The 24018-nt window shown below is 38.2% G+C and carries 24 protein-coding genes; 20 read left to right on the plus strand and 4 right to left on the minus strand.

All coding sequences use genetic code 11. The features are described from left to right. Window positions 1–3 precede the first annotated feature (3 nt). Entirely contained in the window at window positions 4–924 is a 921-nt protein-coding gene (locus MWJ95_RS18075; protein ID WP_249075367.1) for a LysR family transcriptional regulator, read from the plus strand. Window positions 925–1243: 319 nt separating this feature from the next. Here the strand turns inward: MWJ95_RS18075 and MWJ95_RS18080 are convergent, their stop codons facing one another. Beyond that, a complete protein-coding gene (locus MWJ95_RS18080) occupies window positions 1244–2125 on the minus strand; it encodes a LysR family transcriptional regulator (RefSeq protein WP_249075368.1) in 882 nt (293 codons plus the stop codon). Between the two features lie 113 nt (window positions 2126–2238). Between MWJ95_RS18080 and MWJ95_RS18085 the strand changes: the two genes are divergently transcribed. Next, complete coding sequence (locus tag MWJ95_RS18085) at window positions 2239–3258, plus strand: YeiH family protein (RefSeq protein WP_249075369.1); 1020 nt, start codon at window positions 2239–2241, stop codon at window positions 3256–3258. Between the two features lie 103 nt (window positions 3259–3361). Here MWJ95_RS18085 and MWJ95_RS18090 read toward each other — a convergent pair whose 3' ends face one another. Beyond that, the gene (locus MWJ95_RS18090) at window positions 3362–3697 is read right to left on the minus strand and encodes a heme oxygenase (RefSeq protein WP_249075370.1); all 336 of its coding nucleotides are present in this window, start codon (window positions 3695–3697) and stop codon (window positions 3362–3364) included. Window positions 3698–3939: 242 nt separating this feature from the next. On the opposite strand from MWJ95_RS18090, the gene MWJ95_RS18095 reads away from it, so the two are divergent. The 13 genes from MWJ95_RS18095 (at window position 3940) to MWJ95_RS18155 (ending at window position 16990) form a co-directional block, all read left to right on the plus strand. Then, window positions 3940–4626: a response regulator transcription factor gene (locus tag MWJ95_RS18095; protein ID WP_249075371.1), complete on the plus strand. Its 687-nt coding sequence runs from the start codon at window positions 3940–3942 to the stop codon at window positions 4624–4626. Next, window positions 4610–6037, plus strand: coding sequence for a sensor histidine kinase (locus MWJ95_RS18100; protein ID WP_249075372.1), 1428 nt, complete (start codon window positions 4610–4612; stop codon window positions 6035–6037). The genes MWJ95_RS18095 and MWJ95_RS18100 overlap by 17 nt, the downstream gene beginning before the upstream one ends. A 124-nt stretch (window positions 6038–6161) precedes the next feature. Next, the gene (locus MWJ95_RS18105; RefSeq protein WP_249075373.1) at window positions 6162–7025 is read left to right on the plus strand and encodes a peptidylprolyl isomerase; all 864 of its coding nucleotides are present in this window, start codon (window positions 6162–6164) and stop codon (window positions 7023–7025) included. A 12-nt stretch (window positions 7026–7037) separates the two neighbouring features. Continuing rightward, window positions 7038–7739 carry a polyphosphate polymerase domain-containing protein gene (locus MWJ95_RS18110; RefSeq protein WP_249106891.1) on the plus strand — a complete coding sequence of 234 codons (702 nt, stop codon included), beginning with the start codon at window positions 7038–7040 and terminating at the stop codon, window positions 7737–7739. Window positions 7740–7753: 14 nt separating this feature from the next. Then, the gene (locus MWJ95_RS18115; protein WP_249075375.1) at window positions 7754–8437 is read left to right on the plus strand and encodes a DUF4956 domain-containing protein; all 684 of its coding nucleotides are present in this window, start codon (window positions 7754–7756) and stop codon (window positions 8435–8437) included. A gap of 46 nt (window positions 8438–8483) precedes the next feature. Next, window positions 8484–10238: a CotH kinase family protein gene (locus MWJ95_RS18120; protein ID WP_249106892.1), complete on the plus strand. Its 1755-nt coding sequence runs from the start codon at window positions 8484–8486 to the stop codon at window positions 10236–10238. Window positions 10239–10324: 86 nt separating this feature from the next. Continuing rightward, entirely contained in the window at window positions 10325–10927 is a 603-nt protein-coding gene (locus MWJ95_RS18125; RefSeq protein WP_249106893.1) for a class I SAM-dependent methyltransferase, read from the plus strand. A gap of 468 nt (window positions 10928–11395) precedes the next feature. After that, a complete protein-coding gene (locus tag MWJ95_RS18130) occupies window positions 11396–12619 on the plus strand; it encodes an ABC transporter substrate-binding protein (protein ID WP_249075378.1) in 1224 nt (407 codons plus the stop codon). Window positions 12620–12859: 240 nt separating this feature from the next. Then, on the plus strand, window positions 12860–13735 hold the full coding sequence (locus tag MWJ95_RS18135; protein ID WP_249075379.1) for a branched-chain amino acid ABC transporter permease: 876 nt from the start codon (window positions 12860–12862) through the stop codon (window positions 13733–13735). A 13-nt stretch (window positions 13736–13748) separates the two neighbouring features. Then, window positions 13749–14684 carry a branched-chain amino acid ABC transporter permease gene (locus MWJ95_RS18140; RefSeq protein WP_249075380.1) on the plus strand — a complete coding sequence of 312 codons (936 nt, stop codon included), beginning with the start codon at window positions 13749–13751 and terminating at the stop codon, window positions 14682–14684. Then, window positions 14684–15463: an ABC transporter ATP-binding protein gene (locus MWJ95_RS18145; RefSeq protein ID WP_249075381.1), complete on the plus strand. Its 780-nt coding sequence runs from the start codon at window positions 14684–14686 to the stop codon at window positions 15461–15463. The genes MWJ95_RS18140 and MWJ95_RS18145 overlap by 1 nt, the downstream gene beginning before the upstream one ends. After that, the gene (locus MWJ95_RS18150; RefSeq protein ID WP_249075382.1) at window positions 15463–16170 is read left to right on the plus strand and encodes an ABC transporter ATP-binding protein; all 708 of its coding nucleotides are present in this window, start codon (window positions 15463–15465) and stop codon (window positions 16168–16170) included. Before MWJ95_RS18145 ends, MWJ95_RS18150 begins: the two co-directional genes overlap by 1 nt. A gap of 325 nt (window positions 16171–16495) precedes the next feature. After that, window positions 16496–16990: a cupin domain-containing protein gene (locus tag MWJ95_RS18155; RefSeq protein WP_249075383.1), complete on the plus strand. Its 495-nt coding sequence runs from the start codon at window positions 16496–16498 to the stop codon at window positions 16988–16990. A 173-nt stretch (window positions 16991–17163) separates the two neighbouring features. On the opposite strand, the gene MWJ95_RS18160 is transcribed toward MWJ95_RS18155, so the two are convergent. Together MWJ95_RS18160 and rluF are read right to left on the minus strand one after the other, a co-directional pair. Beyond that, entirely contained in the window at window positions 17164–17883 is a 720-nt protein-coding gene (locus MWJ95_RS18160; protein WP_249075384.1) for a DUF6904 family protein, read from the minus strand. 22 nt (window positions 17884–17905) lie between these two features. After that, window positions 17906–18607 carry a 23S rRNA pseudouridine(2604) synthase RluF gene (gene rluF, locus MWJ95_RS18165; protein WP_249075385.1) on the minus strand — a complete coding sequence of 234 codons (702 nt, stop codon included), beginning with the start codon at window positions 18605–18607 and terminating at the stop codon, window positions 17906–17908. 322 nt (window positions 18608–18929) lie between these two features. Between rluF and adh the strand changes: the two genes are divergently transcribed. The 5 genes from adh (at window position 18930) to MWJ95_RS18190 (ending at window position 23975) form a co-directional block, all read left to right on the plus strand. Next, a complete protein-coding gene (gene adh / locus MWJ95_RS18170) occupies window positions 18930–20450 on the plus strand; it encodes an aldehyde dehydrogenase (RefSeq protein WP_249075386.1) in 1521 nt (506 codons plus the stop codon). 21 nt (window positions 20451–20471) lie between these two features. Further along, window positions 20472–20831, plus strand: a complete 360-nt coding sequence (locus MWJ95_RS18175; protein ID WP_249075438.1) for a DUF779 domain-containing protein — start codon at window positions 20472–20474, stop codon at window positions 20829–20831. A gap of 164 nt (window positions 20832–20995) precedes the next feature. Further along, window positions 20996–21958, plus strand: coding sequence for a DUF4003 family protein (locus tag MWJ95_RS18180; RefSeq protein ID WP_249075387.1), 963 nt, complete (start codon window positions 20996–20998; stop codon window positions 21956–21958). A gap of 42 nt (window positions 21959–22000) precedes the next feature. Then, on the plus strand, window positions 22001–23428 hold the full coding sequence (locus MWJ95_RS18185) for an aldehyde dehydrogenase family protein (protein ID WP_249075388.1): 1428 nt from the start codon (window positions 22001–22003) through the stop codon (window positions 23426–23428). 67 nt (window positions 23429–23495) lie between these two features. After that, window positions 23496–23975, plus strand: a complete 480-nt coding sequence (locus tag MWJ95_RS18190) for an acyl-CoA thioesterase (RefSeq protein WP_249075389.1) — start codon at window positions 23496–23498, stop codon at window positions 23973–23975. Window positions 23976–24018: the final 43 nt, after the last annotated feature.

The raw sequence follows: 24018 nt of genomic DNA on the forward strand, positions 1-24018 counted from the left end.
TATATGATAGGGAAATTAGATTTATATCGTGTTTTTAGTATTGTTGCAAAAAATAGTAGCTTTTCAAGAGCGGCTAAAGATTTATATATGACTCAACCAGCTATTAGTCAAGCTATGATGCAATTAGAAAAGGAACTCGGTACACGCCTCTTTAATCGCACACCTAAAGGGGTGACGTTAACAACTGAGGGTAGACTTCTATATGAGTATACAAATTCAGCGTTAGGCCTTTTAGATGCTGGTGAGGAGAAGTTGCTCGAATTTAAAAATTTAACAACAGGCCAGTTGAAAATTGGGGTTGGGGACACCATTTCGCGTTTCTTTTTAATGCCTTATCTAGAGGCGTTTCATACAATGTATCCAAATATAAAACTACAAATGTTAAATGGAACAACTTCGGAAATTTGTAACTTTATTAAATCAGGTGAGGTTGATATAGGGCTTTGTAATTTTCCGATAGAAGATGCGACATTACAGTTAACTGCTTGCACAGAAGTTCAAGATATTTTTGTATGTGGTGAGAAGTACAAAACGTTGGCCTCAAAAAGCATAAGCTTTGAGGATTTGTTAAAGTTTCCACTAATTTTTTTAGAGAAAAAATCAAATTCAAGAAAGTATGTAGAAGATTATTTATTTGCAAAGGGAATCCGTATTGAGCCTGAGTTTGAGCTTGGATCACATGATCTAGTGCTTGAATTTGCACGTAGTAATTTAGGGATTGCCTGTGTAACGAAAGAATTTTCTAAGGATTATTTGCAGCGAGGACTTTTATATGAACTAACCTTAACAGAGAGTATTCCAACAAGAAGCATTGGCATGTGTTATTTGAAAAGTGTACCTTTATCCCGAGCAGCGTTGAAATTCGTCGAAATTATTGAGCATAAGCAGGAGCGCAAACGTTTAAATCCAAGAATTATAAAGTGAGCTTAGCGGGTAGTGTTGAAAAACAAAATTGTGAAGGGAATCTATAGGTGTCCCATTAAATAAAGTATGGCTCTTCCGCAAAACGAGAGGTTGATTTCCGTTCCGACTGGGCGCTTTGCCGCTGACGCTTCGCTTTCGCGCAGAGCAGAGCTTCCTGGGGGCGTCCGATGAGCCGCTTCGCTTCGCTGCAGGGTCTCATCTGTGACGCTGATCCCCAAGGAGTCGCCCAGTCTCCACTCCAATCAACCACTTCATATAGTATGGATCTTCTGACATATAATAGCTTTTCAACAACATGAAGCTTAGCGAGTAGTAAACGCTAAGCTTTTTTTAATAGTGCCTCTAAAAGAATGTCAACATTGCGTTTGTTTTTCATTGTAGGTGAGTACAAATAAGAAAATGTTCGTGTAAAATGTTGATCCTCGAGAGGTATGATTTTTATATCATTGTTTTTTAATTCACGTTCAATGACACTAGCAGATAGTAATGAAAGTCCAAGCCCTTGAATAACGCTTTCTTTCACACCTTGATTGCTACTAATAGTAAGAAGTGAACGTACTTGGAGCCCGTTTGCTCTAAATAAGTGATCTAAATAATAACGTGTACCAGAGCCTTCTTCACGTGCAACCCAATTTTGCTGCTGCAGGTCCGCAATCGTAATCGTTGACTCCTTTGCAAGGGGGTGATTACTCGCACTGACAATAAATAACTCATCTTGCATAAACGGTTTAATAAGAAGTTCGTGGTCGTGTGCCTGTCCTTCGATAAGACCGATATCGACTTGTAATAATTTTGTATATTGAATGATTTCTTTTGTATTGCCAATAATAACTTGAAGCTCTAGCTGTGGGAATTGCTGTTGCAAGCTCGCTATGATCGGAGGCAATATATATTCGCCAATTGTAAAGCTAGCGCCAATCACAAGTGTACCTTGAATTTCTTGATGATAGGTTAAAATATCTTCCTTAGCTGCCTCGGCAAAGGCCATCATTTGCTTTGCTCGTTTATATAAAATTTCTCCAGTTGGTGTGATTTGTACAGATTTTGGCGAACGTATAAATAAAGTCGTTTGAAATTCTTGCTCTAAATTTTTAATGTGTAAACTGACACTTGGCTGTGAAATATGAAGTATTTCAGAGGCTTTCGTAAAATTATTGACCTCCACCAGTGTGATGAACGTTCGTAAAGCATCAAATTGCATATCATCACTCCTATCATTAGAAATATTAATAATTACGATTATATATATGTATTTTACTGATGATTAACTTTCTAATAAAGTAATAATCATCAAGGATGAAAGAAGTGAACAACATGGATAATGGCCAGCATAGGTTAAAAAGTTTCCTGTCCCCAGCGTTTATGAAGGGGATATTGTTGACACTCATTATTGCCTTAGTAGCAAAGTATATTTCGACATTTCCGTTCTTCTCCATATTAGGGCAACTTGTCATTGCCATTATATTAGGTATGGCTTGGAGAGCAACCTTTAAGGTGCAGGAAGCTTGGCAAACAGGCATAACGTTTTCAAGTAAAAAATTATTACGTCTCGGTATTATTTTATTAGGTATGCGTTTAAATTTAATGGATATTTACAATGCCGGAGCGAGTGTCTTCCTTATAGCTTTTATTAACCTGGTATTTGCTTTAGTGGTTGTATATGGCTTAACGAAGGTATTTCATGTTGATAAGAAGCTAGGCATATTAACAGCTTGTGGTACAGCAATTTGTGGGGCTGCTGCTGTTGTTGCTATTGCTCCTCAAATTAAAGCAAATGAAAAAGAAACGGCAGTGGGCGCAGCAATAGTCGCATTGTTAGGGACTGTATTCACATTAGTCTATACGGTGTTATATTCACTATTTCACTTAACGCCTACTGAATATGGTATTTTTGCGGGAGGCACCCTACATGAAATTGCTCATGTTATTGCAGCAGCCTCAGCTGGTGGAAATGAAGCCATTGATATGGCAGTTATCGTGAAGCTAACACGTGTCGCATTGCTCGTACCGGTAGCCATCGTCATCGGTATTTTATATCGAAGAATTGATAAGGGGCAGGATAATGGAGGATTTTCACTATCGATTATTCCATGGTTTATTCTTGGGTTTTTAGCGATGAGTGCTATTAATTCATTAGGGATTGTACCGGCTAATGTAGCACAAGCATTTGTTAATATCGCCTATGTTTTAATTGGCATGGCGATGGCTGGATTAGGCTTAAATGTAGAGATAAAAACCTTTAAGCAATTAGGCGTAAAAGCGTTTATTGCAGGATTTATCGGTTCAATTTGCTTATCAATACTTGGCTATGTTTTAGTTGTTTTCATGCAATAATTCAAAAAGATCCTGCATTTTCAAAAATGCAGGATCTTTTTTAGATAGAATCAGAAGATATTTTAGTTGTAACTTCTTTCAGCCTGCAAAAAAAAGTTACAACTTAGCGTAATGCTTCAATCGAAGAAGCTAATTCAGCAATAACTATTTTGCTACCGATAAGTGGACTGTTTTCAGGTTTTCCTCCCTCAGAGCTTTGTCCAGGACGGTGATGAGCTGCAGCGAAAGCATCGCTATTACGCCAAGCTTGGAAATGCTCCTTAGACTCCCAATACATATTGACGCTCATTTCGTCATAAGTCGGGTCATCAGTTGAAACTAATACCTCCACTTTATGGAAGCCTTCAAACTGCTGTAGAGGTCCTGGTTTTGTAAAGTTCGGTGCCATTTTTGCAGCAAAGCCTGGTTTGACTTGAATTCGATTTGTAACAATAATCATACTTTCCCCCCTAATCATTTTTTAATTAACTATATGAATGAATTATCAATGATTATCATTCGCAATCAATGATAATTCGCATAGGAAGACATTGTCAATAGAAGACCAATGTAAATTGCACATAGCTTGATATTTGATACGCCACTACAAGAATGAATAGACTCACTAGGCCCTGACATTTAACTGACATAATCCGATGATATAATGAAAACACGAATGAACTGGTGACGAGGTGAAAGGGCATGGCTAAAATATTAGTAGTAGAAGACGAATATGCAATAAGCCAGGTTTTAAAGGCATATTTGAAAAAAGTAGGCTATGATGTTATGCAATGTTTTAATGGGAGTCAGGCATTGGATATATTTCAAGAGGTTCAACCTGATTTAGTATTACTTGATATCATGTTACCAGAAAAAAACGGTTGGTTAATTTTAAAGGAAATTAGAGAAGTTAGCCCTTGTCCAGTTATCATGCTAACAGCATTAGGCGATGTAAATTATCGATTAGAGGGCTTCGATCAAGGAGCAGACGATTATATTGCAAAGCCATTTATAGCAGATGAGGTAGTGGCAAGAGTAAAGGCGGTTTTAAGGCGCGCTAAAGGAAGCCATGAATCTTCAGAAATAAAACGTTTTGGCGGGCTAGAGATTGATATGAAAGCCCATCGAGTGCTACTTAAGGGAGAAGAAATCATCTTAACGCCTAGAGATTTATCTGTACTTTTATTTTTGGCCGAGCATCCAAACCAAACATTTACACGTGACCAACTTATAGATCAAGTTTGGGGCTGGGAGTATGAAGGTAGTGATAGAGCAGTGGATTTAGCGGTGAAGCGACTACGAAAGGTACTTAAGGAATGGGATGAAGAAGAGGGAGAAATAAAGACACTACGTGGATTGGGGTATCAGCTAAGTGTTCAAAAAAAATAAGCGAATATCTTTACGCAACTATTGGACAAGCCGCTACTTATTAACTCTCTTTGTAGGTCTAGCTATTATCTCTTTTATTTCTGCGACATGGATTCGGCATACGACGCTTCAAAATCGACTAGAGATGATGGAATTTATAGCAGACGAGACTGTATTTCGCCTAACGGATACTTCTGGCCCAAATAATGGGCCTATGAGCAATATTGCAAGGTTTATTGGTAATCGTGAGCGATCTACTATGCGAGAAATTGATCCTGTTTTATACGTTGTAGATACAGCAGGCAATATAGTAAGTAGCAATCGGCCGATGCCTCCAGGGAGTGAAAAAAATGTTGCTAACTTACTGGACGGTGAAGAAGGGACAAAGAAAATAACTGTAACGAGTGAGGGACAAGAGTTAGTTCAATATGTCGTAAAAAGAAAACTTCAAAGGGACAATAAGGACGTTGGTTGGGTGCTTGTCTTAGAGAAAAAGGAAAATTTAACGAAGGTTAACCAAGCATACGGGTTACTGGCATTACTTATTGGGGCACTAGCTGTATTGGGGTGGGGTGCTATTTATTTTTTATCAAAACGATTAGCACATCCAATAAAACAAGTTGCCGAAGCCGCAAAGCAAGTACAAGAAGGAAACTATACAGTTGATTTGCCTCAAAATAGTAAGGAAGAAGAAATTTATGAGCTCGTTACTTCTTTTAAGGAAATGGCGAATAAGCTAGAACAATTGGAAAAGACTCGAACAGAATTATTAGCAGGTGTCACCCACGAGCTAAAAACACCGGTTACGTCAATTAGTGGATTATTGCAGGCGGTGAAAGATGGAGTCGTTACAGGTCAGGATGCTAGCGAATTTATTCAAATGGCATTAGTAGAAACGACGAAAATGAAAACGATGGTCGGTGATTTGCTAGCTTATAATCATTTTGCGGTAGATGCCATTCCGGTAAAGCTTGAAACAATGAATGTTAATCAGTTAATACGTGATGCTGTAGCACAATGGGAAATAATGCAGGATGACGAAAATGTAAAAATACAAATGGATTATCTTACACAATCCGTTGATGTTCAGGTAGATGTTGTACGTATACAGCAAATAGTTACTAATTTATTGACGAATGCAAAGCAGGCAATGCAGGAAGGGATCGTTATCATTACGCTGGTGGAAAAAGAGGGTGCTATCTTCATTACTGTAAAGGACACAGGACATGGTATTCCTCAGGAAGATCAGGCATTTATCTTTGAACGTTTTTATAGAGGAGAAAATAAAAAATATGCGGTCCGTGGCTTAGGCTTAGGATTATCACTTAGTAAAATCATGGCGCAATCTATAGGCGGTGATTTACGACTACTTGACAGTAATTCATCAGGAACATGCTTTGAAATAACACTAAAGAAGGCTACTACGCTCTAAGGGCGTAGTAGCTTTTTTGTAAAGATTTTTTGAAGGAAATGTAAAGCTGACATCTGACTGACACATTAGGCCTTTATAGTAAGCATTGTAAACGAGAAACCAAAAGGAAAGGACGGGATTAAGGATGACCGGAAACAACAGATTTTTCCGAAAGATGGCCTTACCCGCTGCATTATTAATACTACTAGCCGGTTGTGGTGATAGTAGCGATTATGTAGCGAAGGTTGATGGTGAAAAGATTTTACAAACAGAACTAGATGACGCATTGCGTGAACAATATGGTACAGAGGTGCTGAATACATTAATTACCAATAAAATAGTTGAGCTAGAGGCGAAGAAAGTGGGTGTTTCTGTATCCGAGGACTCTATTCAGGAAGAGTATAAGGAGTTAGCCGAGTCGTATGGTGGGGAGGAATCATTACAAGCGGCATTAAAGGAGAATGGACTGACAGAGCAGAGTGTGAAGGATAATATTCGCATATATCAACTTACCAAAAATGTCATTGCTGAAAGCATCGACATATCAGATGAAGAAGTAGCTCAATATTTTGAAAACAATAAGGATAGCTATGGACAAAAGGAAGAGGTGGTAGCTAGCCATATTTTATTGGAGGATGAGGCAACAGCAAAGGATGTGCTAGCAAAAGTAAAAGCAGGGGAGGATTTTGCAGAGCTAGCAAAAACATATTCAATCGATTCATCAACGAATGAGGCTGGCGGGGAAATAGGCTATATTAGTCGAGGACAAATGGATGAGAAATTTGAAGAAGCTGCATTTGACCTTGCAAAAGGTAGCGTCAGTGATATTGTGCAAACGTCAGAAGGTTATCACATCATTAAAGTAACCGAAAAAGTACCTGCAGAAGAGGCAGTATTCGAGGATGTAAAAGATGAAGTTTATGAGACTGTGCTGGAGGATCGCATAAATGAGGAATACGAAACTTGGTTAGCAGAAAAACAAGAGCAATACAAAATAGAAAAAATGTAAGGAGTGAACTGTATGCCTACTCTTACTTCGTTTAATCCTAACGGTCGAAAGGAGATTAAACAGGCTATCTCCTATCCGGACTATGCATTATTAAAAACTAAGATACAACATGTAATGCAGCTAGACAAGCATGCTGGGATAAATGGTAAGTATTTAATTCGCAGCACATACTTCGATAATTTTGAAAACAAAGTTCTAAATGAAAAAAAAGAGGGTTATATCAATCGAGATAAATATCGAGTACGAATTTACGGTAAATCCACTACGACTATAAATTTGGAGAGAAAAAGTAAACGAAATAATTTAACCTTTAAAACGAAGTGTGCTATATCCCAAAAGGAATATGAAAAAATGCGTGGTGGGGATATCGCTTGGATGGAGGAAGACAAACGAGCGTTAATTCAAGATTTATATAAGGACATGAAGTATAACCAATTGAAACCAATGACAGTTGTCGATTATGAGCGTGAGGCTTACATCTATCCCTTTGGAAATGTGCGTGTCACATTTGATAGTAAAGTACAGTCGAGCCTACGTAATACAGATATGTTTAATCCGAAGCTGCCGATGGTTGATGTACTCGAGCCAAACTTAGTTATTTTAGAAGTGAAATATGATGAGTACTTGCCGGATATTATTAAGTACTTATTACAATCAGTAGATACACGTGCTGAGGCATATTCGAAATATCAGCTTAGTCGTATGTACGTATAAAGGAGAATTGAACAATGAATACTACAAAATTTAGCGATATTTTTAAATCTAGCTTTTTAGAGAAAACAACATCATTTTCATTAATAGATTCACTTTTAGGGTTAGTTGTAGCGTTCTTTGTAGGGCTGTTTATTTACACTGTTTACAAGAAAACCTTTAATGGAGTGATTTACTCTCATTCCTTCAATATTTCGCTGCTCATTATGACAATGGCAACTGCACTAGTGATTATGGGAATAAGTTCAAATGTGCTGTTGTCGCTAGGTATGGTTGGTGCGCTATCAATCGTGCGTTTCCGTACACCTATTAAAGATCCTATGGATTTAGTATATATTTTCTGGGCAATAGTTTCGGGGATTCTTTGTGGTGCAGGATTTATTCCGCTTGTTATTATTGGCGCAGTTTTAATTGGTCTTGTATTACTAGTGTTTGTAAACAAAATTACTGTGGAAAATCCATATCTTTTAATTGTGAAATTTGAAGAAGATTTTGCTTGTGAGGAAGTGGAGCATATTATTGCGGCACAGTCTAAAAAATTCGCTTTAAAATCAAAATCTATTATGTCGGATGTTGAAATTGAAACAACCTATGAAATTCGTGTTAAACAAAATGATACAAAATTGATGGACAATCTTACAAAAGTACCTGGAGTAAAATCAGCAGTAATGCTTAGCTATGATGGTAATTTCACTGCTTAGTAACCACTCTAGAGGAGTTTTCTAACTATGAAGAGAGGTGCAGATAATGATTAAAACACGGGTTGTCTATATTAGTATGGCAATTCTGCTACTCCTCTTTGTTGTTGTATTTGCTGTTCTTCCAAACGCAGGCATTGAAACAAAAAATACCGAGTTTTCCTATGAGTCTATTGTGTTTAACGAAAATAAAGTAACAACGGTAGATATTGAAATAGCCGAGGAAGATTGGGCTGACATGCTAGAAAGTGCAGCAGATAAGGAGTTGAAGCAAGCTAATATCACGGTAAATGGCAAGAGAATAGAGAATGTAGCTATTCGTACAAAAGGAAGTTCATCACTGAACTCGGTTGTAAATAGCGACTCGGATCGATATAGCTTAAAATTAGATTTCGATTATTACGATGATACACAAAGCCTATATGGCCTGAAAAAATTAAATTTAAACAATAATTTCAGTGATACAACATTAATGCGAGAATATATTTCTTATGAGCTCATGGAACAAATGGGATTACCTACACCTGCTCATTCATATATGTATGTCACAGTGAATGGTAAGGATCGAGGTTTATTTTTAGGGGTAGAAGCAGTGGATGAAACATTCCTGGCAAATAACTATGGCTCTAATGATGGATTTTTGTTTAAGCCAGATGGGACAGGCAGTGATTTAAAATATATTAGTGATGATATTGCTGATTATACGGGAATTGGCTTAAAAACGAACGAAGGCAATGTTGATCAATCAAAATTCATTGACATGATTGAAGCAATCAATAATGGCGGTAATATCGAAAAATATATTGATGTCGATGAAATGCTACGTTACTTTGCTATGAATACAGCGCTCGTAAATCTTGATAGTTATCAGGGAACTATGAAACACAATTACTATTTGTATGAGGAAAATGGTATGTTTTCGATCATACCATGGGATTTTAATATGTCGTTTGGCGGCTTTGGTGTTGGTGGTAGAATGGGTGGCAACAATGCCGATATAAAAGCACCTAATGATGCACTGATAAATGAAAAATCCGAAATGAAGCCTCCGAATAATGGTAACCAGCAACGGCCAAATGCTGACCGGAAACAGGGTGGACTCGATATGGGATTTGGATTGTCTGGGGATCTGATGGAAGATAGCTCTATTAACTTTAGTGTGACTACACCTGTATCTGGCACAACTTTTGAAGAGCGGCCGCTATTAAACGCCTTACTTTTAAATGAAGAGTATCGTGCTAAATATGAAGGCTATTTAGAAGAGATAGCGACTAATTTCTTAACAGAAGATAACATACAAAACATTACCAAAAAATTAGCATTGTTATTAACAACATATGTGGAAGCAGACCCTACGAAATTCTCTACAACAGAACAGTTTATAGAAGCGGTAGAAGGAGAAAAAAGTCTCCCTGAATTTGCAAAGCAACGCTCCGAATCTATTTTAAAGCAGCTGTCTGGAGAACTTGTTGTGGAAGCAACAACACAGGGGAATATGGCAATGCCTAATCCAGACGAAATGGGTGACATGAACATTCCGATGCAAAGACCAGATGACTTTGATCCTTCGCAAGCTCCTCCATTTAATCAAAATGGTGATAAGCAGGGAGAAAAACCAAATGGTGGTGGCCCAATGCAACGACCTGACCAAAACGGAGGAGCCATGTGGCCTAACCAAGGCGATGAGCAACTAAAGCAAGGAAGTGTTATTGATAAAAATACAATTCTTACAGCGGTTGTTTGCTTTGCCTTATTAATAGTTGCACTGCTCTTTGTTTTAAAATTTAACCGAAGAGGTCGTTAAAAAAATAACCATATCCAAAACTTTTGGGTATGGTTTTTCCTATTTATCGTGCTAAAATTAATCATTCTTTTTTTAGGAGCAATAGTATGAATGAACATCAATTTGATAAATATTTACATATTAATACAGTCGGTGATCAATACGGCTTTCCTAAACTAGCTCATTATCATCGTTATGAGCCTACACCGTATATTGGTTTAGAACAATTATTCTCGGAGTATGAAATGCCTGATAATCCAGTGTTTATCGATATGGGATGTGGAAAAGGGAGAGTCCCTATTTATGTACATCATAAATTTCATATTCCGACAATTGGGGTAGAAATGGATGCAGGTTTTTATGGAGAGGCTGAGAATAATAAAAGGAGCTATCTTCAAAAGAAGAGTGCGCAAGTGCCGATTTCCTTTATTCATTCAATAGCGGAGGACTATGCTATTCAGCCGAGCGACACGGTTTTCTTTTTTTTCAATCCGTTTTCAATTCATATTTTCCGTACAGTCATTCATAATATATGGAAATCTTATGAACAGCATATGCGTGAAATTCATATTATTTTATATTACCCACCGTATGATTATTTACAATTTTTACTTCATGGGACACCGTTTGAATTAATCCATGAGGTTCATCTTAAAAATGAAACAAATATTAACGAACGCCTTTGTGTGTTTGCATTGAAAAAAGCTTAGAGCTGTGGAAATAATTCAGCTCTAAGTTTTTTTAATAAAATGTAGCAGCAAAGAAAAAACTTACTATAGATTATTTCTTTTTATGGTTTTATTTTCTAGGAAATAAATAGTTATTAGCAATTCCAATTGAATACTTCCTGAGAACGTTGTTGCCTTATATCTTAAATCTTGCAATCTTAAAAGGTCTTTTTTAAAGAGTTTTTAGCGTAAAAATAATAGTTTTAATAGTAATATCTATTGACAATTAATAGAAAATTCTTAAATTACTAATTATACTGAAAAATCACTCTAGACTAAATATAAAGAATGTTTTACAATGTAAAAGGCTTAGACGAATAATATGTTGATTCACGTATAGATAGTTATAAATTATAATTTTGGCTATTTTTGTTATTGAGGAAATGCTATGAATTGTTTATAATTATCAGAAATATCTAACATTTGAAAAAACTTAGGGGGAATAAAATTATGAGAGAGAACAAAAAGCTTAAAAAGTTTGGCTCACTTTTAGTGGCATCTTCACTACTTGCAGGCGTTCTTGCTGGTTGTGGTAACGGAGATAGTTCAAGTTCAGGGGGAGGATCATCATCAGGCGGTGGCGGTTCTTCTGACGGTGATACGATTAAAATCGGTGCAAACTTAGAGCTTTCAGGTGGCGTAGCTTCCTATGGTTCTTCGATTGCTCTAGGAGCAGAACTTGCAAAGAAAGAAATTAATGATAAAGGCGGAATTAACGGAAAAAAAATTGAACTGATTAAAGTAGATAACAAGTCTGAAAACTCAGAGTCTACTGCAGCAGCTATTAAACTAATAACACAGGATAAGGTAGTAGCAATGCTAGCTCCTGCAACTTCTGGTAATACAGTTGCAACAGTGCAAATTGCTAACGACAAAAAAATTCCAATCGTTACTGGATCAGGGACAGCCCCAAATATTACAGTAAATGATGATGGTAGCGTTAATGACTATGCATTCCGTACTTGTTTCATCGATCCATTCCAAGGGATTGTGGCTGCAAACTTCGCTTCTAATGAATTGAAGGCAAAAAATGTAGCTATTTTTGCGGACAACGCATCTGATTATGCAAAAGGTTTAGCGAAATCATTTAAAGAAACCATTACAAAAAACGGCGGGAAAGTTGTAAAGGAAGAAGCGTATGTAGCGAAGGATACTGATTTCCGTACGCAATTAACAACTATTAAAGCAGAAAAGCCCGACTTCATTTTTATCCCGGGATACTATGAAGAGGTTGGTTTAATTGTAAAACAAGCGCGTGATATGGGTATTGATGTTCCACTGATGGGAGCTGACGGTTGGGATTCACCGACATTAGTAGAGCTAGCTGGTAAGAAAGCGCTGAATAACACGTACATTACAAACCACTACTCTGCGGAAGACCCAGATCAAAAAATTCAAGACTTCGTAAAGGCGTTTAAAGCAGCGAACGACGATAAAGCACCAGATGCTTTCAATGCACTCGGCTATGACACAATTTACTACATCGCTGATGCTATTGAGCGTGCAGGCTCTACGGATGGGGAAGCTATTAAAGATGCATTAGCTGACACGAAAGATCTTTCTTTAGTAACAGGTACTTTTACAGTTGACAAAAATCATAACCCAATTAAAACAGCAACAGTTCTTGAATTTAAAGACGGTAAACAAGTGTTCAACTCTAAAGTTAATCCTTAATGTTTTCTAGGCAAGGGGAGGCGGGTAAACACGCCTTCCCTTTTATGTGTAAAGACCCCCACAATTCAAAATCCGGAAGCATTGTTTATCTGTAGCGACAGCTACAATTACGCCAAGGCGAAATCGATAGAACATAGAAAAAATTTTTAAGAGGACACAATTTACGCTATTTTCAATAATAACATATAGAAGTAAGTTGTATTTTTGCATTTTTCAAAAAATAAAAAGGAGTGAACGCTCATGGAATGGATACAGCAGCTTGTGAATGGTATTTCACTAGGTAGTATCTACGCATTAATAGCGCTAGGGTATACGATGGTATACGGGATTATTAAGCTGATTAACTTTGCCCACGGCGATGTCTTCATGATTGGGTCATTTATTGGCTTTTATGCAATTGCTAAATGGGAGCTTGGCTTCTTTCCGGCACTGTTATTGGCGATGGCGGTCTGTGCAATCTTTGGTGTTTTAATTGAACGTATTGCGTATAAGCGTTTGCGAAATGCCACACGTATTGCAGCTTTAATTACGGCAATCGGTGTATCACTTTTAATCGAATATACGACTATTTTCTTCAGAGGTGCGCAACCGGCAGCATATCCTGAAGTCATTACAAATAAATCATTTGATGTTTTTGGCGTTCAAATCAGTAGTACATCCATATTAATTTTATCTGTCACAATTGTACTGATGATTCTTTTACAATTCATCGTACATAAAACGAAAATCGGAAAGGCCATGCGAGCGGTTTCTCATGATGCAGATGCAGCACGTTTAATGGGTATTAATGTAGATAATACAATTTCTGCAACATTCGCAATTGGTTCAGCTTTAGCGGGTGCAGCGGGTGTAATCTTCGGCGTATATTACACAAAGATCGATCCATTAATGGGGGTTATTCCAGGGGTTAAAGCATTTATCGCGGCAGTACTTGGTGGTATTGGTATTATTCCTGGTGCCATGGTTGGCGGTATGTTGCTTGGTGTTGTGGAATCATTTGTAAGTGCACTTGGTTTCTCTTTATGGCGCGATGCAGCGGCATTCGTTATTTTAATTTTAATTTTAATCTTCAGACCATCGGGTATCTTTGGTAAAAACGCCCGAGAGAAAGTGTAGGTGAGCGGTAATTATGAAAAAGTCTAAAGTTTTCTGGGGCTATGCCGTATTAGCGCTAGTCATCTATGCAGTTGTGCAGGTGCTTATTTCAACGAACGTGCTCGATATTTACTATCAAAATATGTTGATCACAATGTGTATTAACATTATGCTTGCGGTTAGTTTGCACATTGTCATTGGTATTACGGGTCAATTCTCGATTGGGCATGCAGGCTTCCTAGCAGTAGGGGCATATATTTCCGCCATTATTACAACTAAATTAATGCTTCCGTTCCCATTAGCAATTTTCTTAGGAGCACTGGCAGCTGCAATAGCAGGTTTAATCGTAGGCATTCCGACATTACGTTTAAAGGGTGACTACTTAGCAATTGCAACGCTTGGTTTTGCGGAAATTATCCGTATTATCTTTTTAAATACCGACTATGTTGGTGGAGCAGCAGGGATGCAGGTTCTATATTTATCAAACTGGACTTATGCATTCGTGGGTGTTGTTCTAACAATTCTAGTCATCTCAAACTTTACTAATTCTCGTCATGGACGTGCATGTATTTCGATTCGTGAGGACGAAATTGCAGCAGATGCAATGGGTATTAATACAACCTACTATAAAGTTGTCGCTTTCGCGATTGGTTCCTTCTTTGCCGGTCTTGCAGGGGCCATCTTTGCACATAACTTTTACATTATTCAACCGACGACTTTTGGTTTCTTAAAATCATTTGACATTTTAATCTATGTAGTTCTTGGTGGCTTAGGAAGTCTTTCAGGATCGGTCCTAGCTGCGATTTTTTTAACAATAGTTTCAGCATATCTAGCAAACTTCCCAGAAACACGTATGATTATTTACAGTTTAGTATTAATAGTCGTAATGTTGTACCGACCAACAGGGTTGATGGGAACAAAAGAAGTTACGGATTTATTTAAGTTTGGTAAAAAAGGAGGTACAAAATAATGACTGGAAACCTTCTTATCAATGTTGAAAACATGGGCATACAATTCGGTGGTTTAAAGGCGGTACAGGGCGTTAATATGTACCTAAATCAAGGAGAGCTAATAGGTCTTATTGGGCCAAATGGTGCTGGTAAAACAACGAGCTTTAACATGCTTACCGGGGTGTATAAGCCAACTGAAGGCACGATTACATTTGACGGTATAAAGTTGAACGGGCTCGCGCCATATCAAGTAACACAAAAAGGCATTAGCCGTACGTTTCAAAATATTCGTCTATTTAAAGAGTTATCCGTTCTAGATAATGTTAAGGTAGCAAACCATTCGCTTGCAAAGCATTCCATGTGGTCTTCCATTTTCCGCTTGCCGAATCATTTTAAAGGTGAGGCAGAAATGGAGCATCAATCTATTGAGTTTCTAAAAATCTTTGGCTTAGATGTTTATAAGGATGAGCTTGCGAAAAATTTACCTTATGGGATGCAGCGCCGATTAGAAATTGCTCGTGCCCTAGCTGCGAAACCTAAGTTACTTCTATTGGATGAACCAGCGGCGGGAATGAACCCACAGGAAACGCACGATTTAATGGAATTAATAGCATTTATTCGTAAAGAATTTGGCCTAACAATTCTTCTAATTGAGCATGATATGAGCTTAGTTATGGGGATATGTGAACGTATATATGTGCTTGATCACGGTCAATTAATCGCTGAGGGGACACCAGAAGAAATTCGCAACAATCCAAAGGTAATCGAGGCTTACCTTGGTGAGGAGGTTATCAGCTAATGCTAAAAGTACAAAATATAGATGTATTCTACGGTAATATTCAAGCATTAAAGAGCCTTTCTTTAGAAGTAAATGAGGGTGAAATTGTCACGCTAATTGGCGCCAATGGGGCTGGTAAAAGTACTTTATTAAAAACATTGTCAGGTTTATTAAAACCAAAAGGTGGCATCATTGAATATGAAGGCTTCTCTATCGCAGGGAAGGCTGCACAGACAATTGTAAAATCGGGCATTTCACATGTTCCAGAGGGGCGTCGTGTTTTTGCCAATATGTCTGTTGAAGAAAACCTAGAGCTTGGAGCCTATCTTCGTAACGATAAAGCGGGCATTAAAAAAGATTTAGATCATGTGTATGAATTATTCCCACGTCTTTTGGAGCGTCGGAAACAGCAATCAGGTACATTATCTGGTGGTGAACAACAGATGCTAGCGATGGGGCGAGCATTAATGGCAAAACCGAAATTGTTATTAATGGATGAACCGTCAATGGGACTTGCACCACTCATGGTAAAAAATATTTTTAATATTATTGAGCAAGTCAACAAAGAGGGTACAACCGTATTGCTTGTTGAGCAAAATGCGAATATGGCCTTATCAGTAGCAAATCGTGCTTACGTACTTGAAACGGGTCGTATAGTATTATCAGGTACAGCCAAAGAGCTTCAAGAGAGCGAACAAGTAAAGGCTGCTTATTTAGGTGGTTTATAGAGGGAGAAGGCGTCTCGATGTTGAGGCGTCTTTTTTTGTGAGAGAAAGGAGTGAGCAGACGGATAGAAAGACTAGAGCGACGGAAAGAACAGTCAAGGTGACGGAAAGAAAGGGCTAAACGACGGATGGAATGATCAAAGTGAAGGAAAGAAGTCAAAGCGACGGATAGAATGATCGAAGTGACGGAAAGAAGTCAAAGCAAAGGAAAGAAAGACTAAAGCAACAGAAAGAACGGCCAAAACGAAGTAGAATGATCAGATCGACGAAATTATAGTAGCATTCGTCTTTTATTATTTGGTAATGTGGACGAAAGGAGTGAAGTTTTATGAAGTATTCAGCACAATATTTTATTGAGAAATTAAACTTGGCAGAGCATCCAGAGGGCGGGTATTATATATCCTCGTTTCGAGCAGCTGAGGATATAGCTGTCAGGGATGTACAGAGACCTGTTTATACGAGTATTTATTTCTTATTACGTTCACAGGATATATCTCATTTGCATCGTTTGAAATCGGACGAGCTTTGGTATTATCATGCAGGCAGTCCACTAACAGTTCATATGATTTTCCCTGATGGTACATATGAGGCGAGGAAGCTTGGATTAAATATTGAGGCAGGAGAAGTACCTCAAATAGCAGTGCCGAAAAATACTATATTTGGCTCATCTGTGGAGGATGAAGAAACATTTAGTTTAGTAGGCTGTATGGTTGCCCCAGGTTTTGATTTTGAAGACTTCGAATTATTTACACAAGATGAGCTTTTAGCTGACTATCCACAGCACGAGGAAGTTATTCGGAAAATGGCTTATAAGAAGATTTAATAGAAGAAAAGTAGTTGCCTTATAAAGGTGATATTTATTAATTGGAATGATGGTGATTTCTGTTTCAGCTACTTAGCGCTCAGTCGCAACAGAAATCAATTCCTCGTTTTGCTTAGGGGCTATACTTTATTTACAAGAGCCGTCTCGACTAATTTTGAGACGGCTCTTTTTATTTACCAAAAAATTGTTTCGGGGTATTTAGCTTTAATTTCAATTTCATGTAATGATTTTTTGGTAGTAATCGCAGCCTCCATAAGTTGCGATTTAAGCGTTATATATTCATCGTCTTCTAACATTAATCGGAGTGCAAACGCTGCTAAATGAGTTTTACGTTCCTCCAAGCTAAGTTGAATGTACTCTAGGTTCAAAACATCTACGTACTGCGTTGCATAACGGAATGTTAATGGACTTTTAGTGTGTAGCATTCTTAAAAATACTAAGTATTGTTCTTCATTCATCTCCTGCTCTAAGCAATCAGCAACCGCTGCCTGGAATTTACGAATTGTCGCAACGTCAATATTCCAATCAGAAGAATCAATGAGTTCTTGATGTAGGCGAATGAAATCGTTTAATGCAATAGCGGTAAAGATCAGCTCTGGCCAAAGAACCTCTGCTGCGAAATAAACATTTTTGTTTGGGAAAATTAGTTCATGCTGTGTCAGAACACTTTTGTTGATACCATTGCTAACAAACTCAAGCTGATGTGTCCCCTTGGAAGCTTGACGTAGATTATAACAAACACTAAGAATGCGAAGGCGCGCTCCTTGATAATCATAATACTTGTTTTCATCACCAGTTATTTTGTAAATGGCATTAATCAGCTCATCTATATCCCAAAAATCACCACTTATACGTGCCCCGGTTAACTGCTCAGTACTTTGAATTGACAGCATCGTTCCATCCCCTTAAATTACTTTATTTTGGTGTGTATTTAAGTAGTCTGAATAGTTCTGTTCGTTCTTTATCTGTTAAATCGCGCCACTGTCCAACCTTTAAGTTGCCAAGCTTAATATTCATAATACGAATGCGTTGTAGACGCTTAACGGAGTAGCCAAGTGCCGAACACATACGACGTATTTGACGGTTTAAGCCTTGCTCTAAAATGATTTTAAAGACTTTATCAGATATTTTTTCAACATGACAAGGTAGGGTTGTCGTATCTAAAATATCTACACCAGCTCCCATTTTTTTGATGAATTGCTCCGTAATAGGTTTATCGACTTGCACGATATATTCTTTTTCGTGATGATTTTCTGCACGTAAAATTTTATTGACGATGTCACCATCATTTGTCAGTAATAATAGCCCTTCTGACTCTTTGTCTAGCCGTCCAATATGAAAAATGCGAAGCGGGTGATTGACAAAATCAACGACATTTCCTTTTATATGTCGTTCAGTTGTGCTTGTAATTCCTACTGGTTTGTTTAAGGCAATATATACGAGCTGTTCTTCTTTCTTTACCTCTTTTCCATCAACGCAAACCATATCACCAGCCTCAACCTGACTTCCTACTGTTGCAAGCTCACCATTAATCGTTACTTTACCTTCTGCTATCCATTTATCAGCACCTCGACGAGATACGATACCTGTTTCACTCAAATATTTATTAATGCGCATACTGTTCTCCTATACATGTATATTATTTTTAAGTATACATTATTGTTGGTCACACCGTGAATCCTAGAAGCTTTTCTAGCAAAAATAGCCTTTCGCCACAGCTTATATAGTCCACTCCGAACAATGGTTTTCATGAGTCTCCTCTTCGCTCTATGTGCTTTCATATCAACTGTTTCAAAAAAATTTAAAAAAGTTGAAATTTTTTCTCGTTTCTGACAATATATTGGGTAAGAGGGTTTCTATGAAAATATCGTTTTTTCGATGAAAATGATGATTTTTGTAGAGTATGTTCTCATTATTTTGTGTAAAGGGGAGAAGTAAAATGGTTTATGCATTTCCAAACACTGAAGGATCGGTAGTTCAATTCAAGGAGAAATATGAAAATTACATTGGTGGGGAATGGACACCTCCAGTGAAAGGACAATACTTTGATAATGTTACACCTGTTACTGGACAAGTTTTTACACAATTAGCTCGATCTACTGCTGAAGATATTGAACTTGCAATTGATGCAGCTCATGCCGCAAAAGAAGAATGGGGCAAAACATCCCCAACAGAGCGTGCGAACATTTTACTTAAAATTGCGGACCGCATAGAACAAAACTTAGAAAAGCTAGCCGTTGCCGAAACATGGGATAACGGGAAAGCGGTACGTGAGACATTAAATGCAGATATCCCTCTTGCGATTGATCATTTCCGTTATTTTGCGGGGGCTTTACGTGCACAAGAAGGCGCAGTAAGCCAAATCGATAATGATACAGTTGCTTATCATTTCCATGAGCCAATTGGGGTAGTAGGTCAAATTATCCCTTGGAATTTCCCATTATTAATGGCTGTTTGGAAGCTAGCACCGGCACTTGCAGCTGGAAACTGTGTAGTGTTGAAACCTGCAGAGCAAACGCCAGCTTCGATTATGGTGCTCGTTGAATTAATAGAAGATTTATTGCCATCAGGTGTACTAAATGTTGTCAATGGCTTTGGTTTAGAGGCAGGGAAGCCGCTAGCATCAAATCCACGAATTGGTAAAATTGCTTTTACTGGTGAAACAACAACTGGTCGCTTAATTATGCAATATGCTTCACAAAACCTTATTCCGGTTACATTAGAATTGGGTGGCAAGTCGCCAAACATATTCTTTGAGGATATTATGGATGAAGATGATGCCTTTTTAGATAAAGCAGTTGAGGGCTTTGTATTATTCGCTCTAAACCAAGGTGAAGTATGTACATGTCCTTCTCGTGCACTAATCCAAGAATCTATTTACGATAAATTTATGGAACGCGTACTGCAGCGTGTTGAAGCGATTAAATTTGGGAATCCACTTGATCCGAATACGATGATGGGAGCGCAGGCTTCGAGTGAGCAAATGGAAAAAATCCTTTCTTACTTAGATATTGGTAAGCAAGAAGGTGCAGAATGTCTAATTGGAGGAGAGAAAAACAGTGTAGGGGCAGGCTTCGAAAATGGCTACTACATTAAACCGACTGTCTTCAAGGGACATAATAAAATGCGTATTTTCCAAGAAGAAATTTTCGGGCCAGTTGTTGCTGTAACGACATTTAAAACAAAAGAAGAAGCATTAGAAATTGCTAATGACACATTATACGGTTTAGGTGCGGGTGTATGGACACGTGATATGAATACAGCTTATCGCTTCGGTCGTGGTATTGAAGCAGGGCGTGTTTGGACAAACTGCTACCATGCTTATCCTGCACATGCAGCGTTCGGTGGCTATAAAATGTCGGGTGTTGGTCGTGAAAACCATAAGATGATGTTAGCGCATTATCAGCAAACGAAAAACTTATTAGTTAGCTACAGCGAAAACAAACTTGGTTTCTTCTAATTAGTAGGGAGGTGCATGAGCGTGGTCGTGCGTGTTTTAGCAACAGAAGGAGCGCTAGCACTAATCGAATTATTAAAGGAAAAGCATGGACCTATTATGTTCCATCAATCAGGTGGTTGCTGTGATGGCTCCTCGCCGATGTGTTATCCAGAGGGAGACTTACTATTAGGTGATCAGGATGTTTGCCTTGGAGAGATTGGTGGTGCTTCCTTCTACATGCATAAAAATCAATATGACTATTGGAAGCATACACAAATAATCTTGGATGTTGTCGATGGTAGAGGCGGTATGTTTTCGTTGGAAGGCGTTGAAGGTAAGAGATTTTTAACAAGATCAAGAGCCTTTTCCGCAGAGGAATTAAAAGAATTAAGGTTAATTTAAGTGCACCGAATAAGCAATATAAGGATAATTAAGGTGTAATGTAGTATACATTTATGGACAGCGGCAAAAATAATGCCGCTGTTTTTTTTATGTTCATTGTTAAAAAACAGTTGAATCTTTTCGACGATATATTACGTAAATATGGAAAAAGGAGTGTGTTAAACATGGACTTTGTTATGATCGAAAATCAGTTTACAAATACGGTAGAGGATGTCTCGAAGGCTGCAGGTAGGACGGTAGATCGTAAAATCGTGTTAGCCATTGCTAGTAAATATGTGGCATCAGGGAAATCTTTTGATGCCGTTAAATATAAAGAAGTATTACAAGAAATGAAAAAGCAAACGTCATGGACATCTCCGCTAAGAACAGCGGTAGGGTATAGTATTGCTGCAAATTTAATGGAGCAAGAGGATACAGAACAAGCAGTGGAAAATTTACTAACTAACGCTAATATAATGAAGGAAGTAAAATTTAGAAGTGGGAACTTTAGTTTTATTGGTGCACAGTTTTTAACGGAAGAGAAAAGTGAGAAACGTGCACATGCACAGAAAGCACGTGCATTATTTGATGCAATCCGCAAACATCATCGTTTTTTAACATCATACGATGACATTCCTTATGCTGTACTGTTAAGTAGCCCATCTGATGACGTAGAGCTACGCGCGGAAACAATGAATCGTTATTATAAAGAATTACGTACATATAATTTTAATGCAGGCAATGAGCTTCAATGGCTGTCGCAAGTACTGACTTTATTATCACCTCAATATGATAATAATTTAGTGTCAAATGTTGTGACAATCCGTGACGCATTAAAAAATCAGGATGTAAAGGTCAAAACGATGCACTATCCATTACTGGGCTTTTTAGCAATCCTTGAAATGAATCAAGCACAGCTTCAACAGATTATTGATTTATATCATGAGTTAAAGGGGATGAAACTTTTAAAATGGCATCGTGAATTCGTGTTATTTATGGCTATACAAATTGCTGTTTATGATATGGCGCAGGTGCAACAATCTTTATCGATGTCAATTATGTCATCGATTGAATTATTAATTCAGGCACAGCAAGCAGCAATGTTCGCAGCAGTAAGCGCAGCAGCTGTAGCATCAAGTTCTTCGTGATAAAATAAAGAAGAACTTGATTTTTGGAGGTGCATTGGAAGCATGAAAGAAACAAAGCTATGGATTAATGGACAGTGGCAGAACGCGAAGGCAACATATGAATTGAAATCACCCTATAGCGGGGAGGTTATTGCGAAGGTAGCTAAGGCGTCAGTTTCTGACGTTGAGCAAGCGATAGAAGGTGCACACGAGGCATTCCAAACGTTTAAAAAGACAACGGCTTACGAACGTGCCGAAATATTATATAAAGTGGTCGACATCATGCGCCAGCGTAAAGAGGAATTAGCTGAAATTTTAGCCTTAGAGGCAGGTAAACCAATATCAGCTGGTTTAACCGAAATAGAGCGCACAATAGCAACCTATCAATTTGCTGCTGAGGGGGCTAAGCAAGCAAAGGGTGAAACGGTACCGATGGATGCTGCACCTGGAGCTGGGGATCGTATTGGCTGGACTAAACGAGAACCTCTAGGTGTAATTTCAGCCATTTCCCCATTTAATTTCCCATTTAATTTAGTGGCACATAAATTAGGCCCTGCCTTTGCAGTAGGAAACACGGTTGTCTTAAAGCCAGCAACGCAAACGCCATTAAGCTCTATCGTGATGGCGGAAATTTTCCAACAAGCGGGCCTACCTAATGGTGCACTTCAAATTATTACAGGTAGCGGTGGTGAGTTAAGTGATACACTTGTGACCCATCCACTTGTGAAAAAGGTGACATTCACGGGAAGTGGTAAGGTTGGATTGGGCATTAAAGAAAAAGTTGGTTTACGAAAGGTTACTTTAGAACTTGGTTCCAATGCAGCGGTAATTGTCGAGCCTTCGACACCGATTGATAAAATTATTTCGCGTTGTGTTGGAGGAGCCTTTAATTTTGCTGGACAAGTTTGTATCTCTTTACAACGTATTTATGTACATGCATCGATTATTGATGATTTTACAAAAGCGTTTGTAGCTGAGACAGAGAAATTAGTGGTAGGTGATCCACTAGATATAAATACTGATGTGAGTGCAATGATTAATCCAAAAGAAGTTGAACGTATTCGTCAATGGATTGAGGAAGCAAAGTCACAAGGTGCGGTAGTTGCAACAGGAGGTACATTTACGGAACGTACTTTAACGCCAACTGTTATGACGAATGTGACGGCGGATATGAGAATTGTTTGTCAGGAAACATTCGCACCAATCGTCTCAATTGTTTCATATGAAACATTAGACGACGCTATTCGACTAGTGAATGAGTCAGAACTTGGCTTAAATGCAGGAATTTATACGAATGTGTTACCAGATGCATTACGGGCAGCGGACGAATTACAAGCAGGCGCTGTTATTATTAATGATATTCCGACATTCCGAGTTGATAATATGCCGTATGGTGGCGTGAAAATGAGTGGCTATGGACGCGAAGGCATTAAGTGGGCAATCGAGGAAATGACAGATATGAAATTTATTACGATGAAAAAATCGTTCTAATTTGCATCAGCTCTTTTTCTGCGATACGATGACGAAAGAACATTCATGAAGGGAAGTTGCAAGAACTATGACAAACAACGCAATACCGATGGGCCAGTCACGTACTGTTCAAACGCGTCTTGTATTACCGCCAGATACAAATAATCACAACTCCATTTTCGGTGGAAGAGTGTTAGCTTATATTGATGAAATTGCTGCTATTACAGCAATGAAGCATGCAAAAGGGCACGTAGTCACAGCCTCTATAGATTCAGTTGATTTTTTATCGGCAGCACATGTAGGGGATATTTTAGAAATAGAAAGTATTGTTTCGTCAACTGGACGTTCTTCAATGGAAGTTTACGTTCGAGTTATTTCACGAAACATTGAAACTCGTGAGGAACGATTAACGACGGAATCCTTTGTAACGATGGTTGCAGTTGATGATGAAGGTAAACCTAAGCCAGTTCCTGCAATTTATCCTGAAACAGATGCAGAAAAACGTCTGTTTGAAACGGGGCCAGCAAGACGAGAACATCGCAAACAAAAACGCGAATTACCACATTGAAAATGGACAAAACCCATCTCTAAACTAAAAAAGCCGGTGTAAT

It is taken from the genome of Lysinibacillus sp. Bpr_S20 (genome assembly GCF_023337835.1).
GTDB lineage: Bacteria > Bacillota > Bacilli > Bacillales_A > Planococcaceae > Lysinibacillus.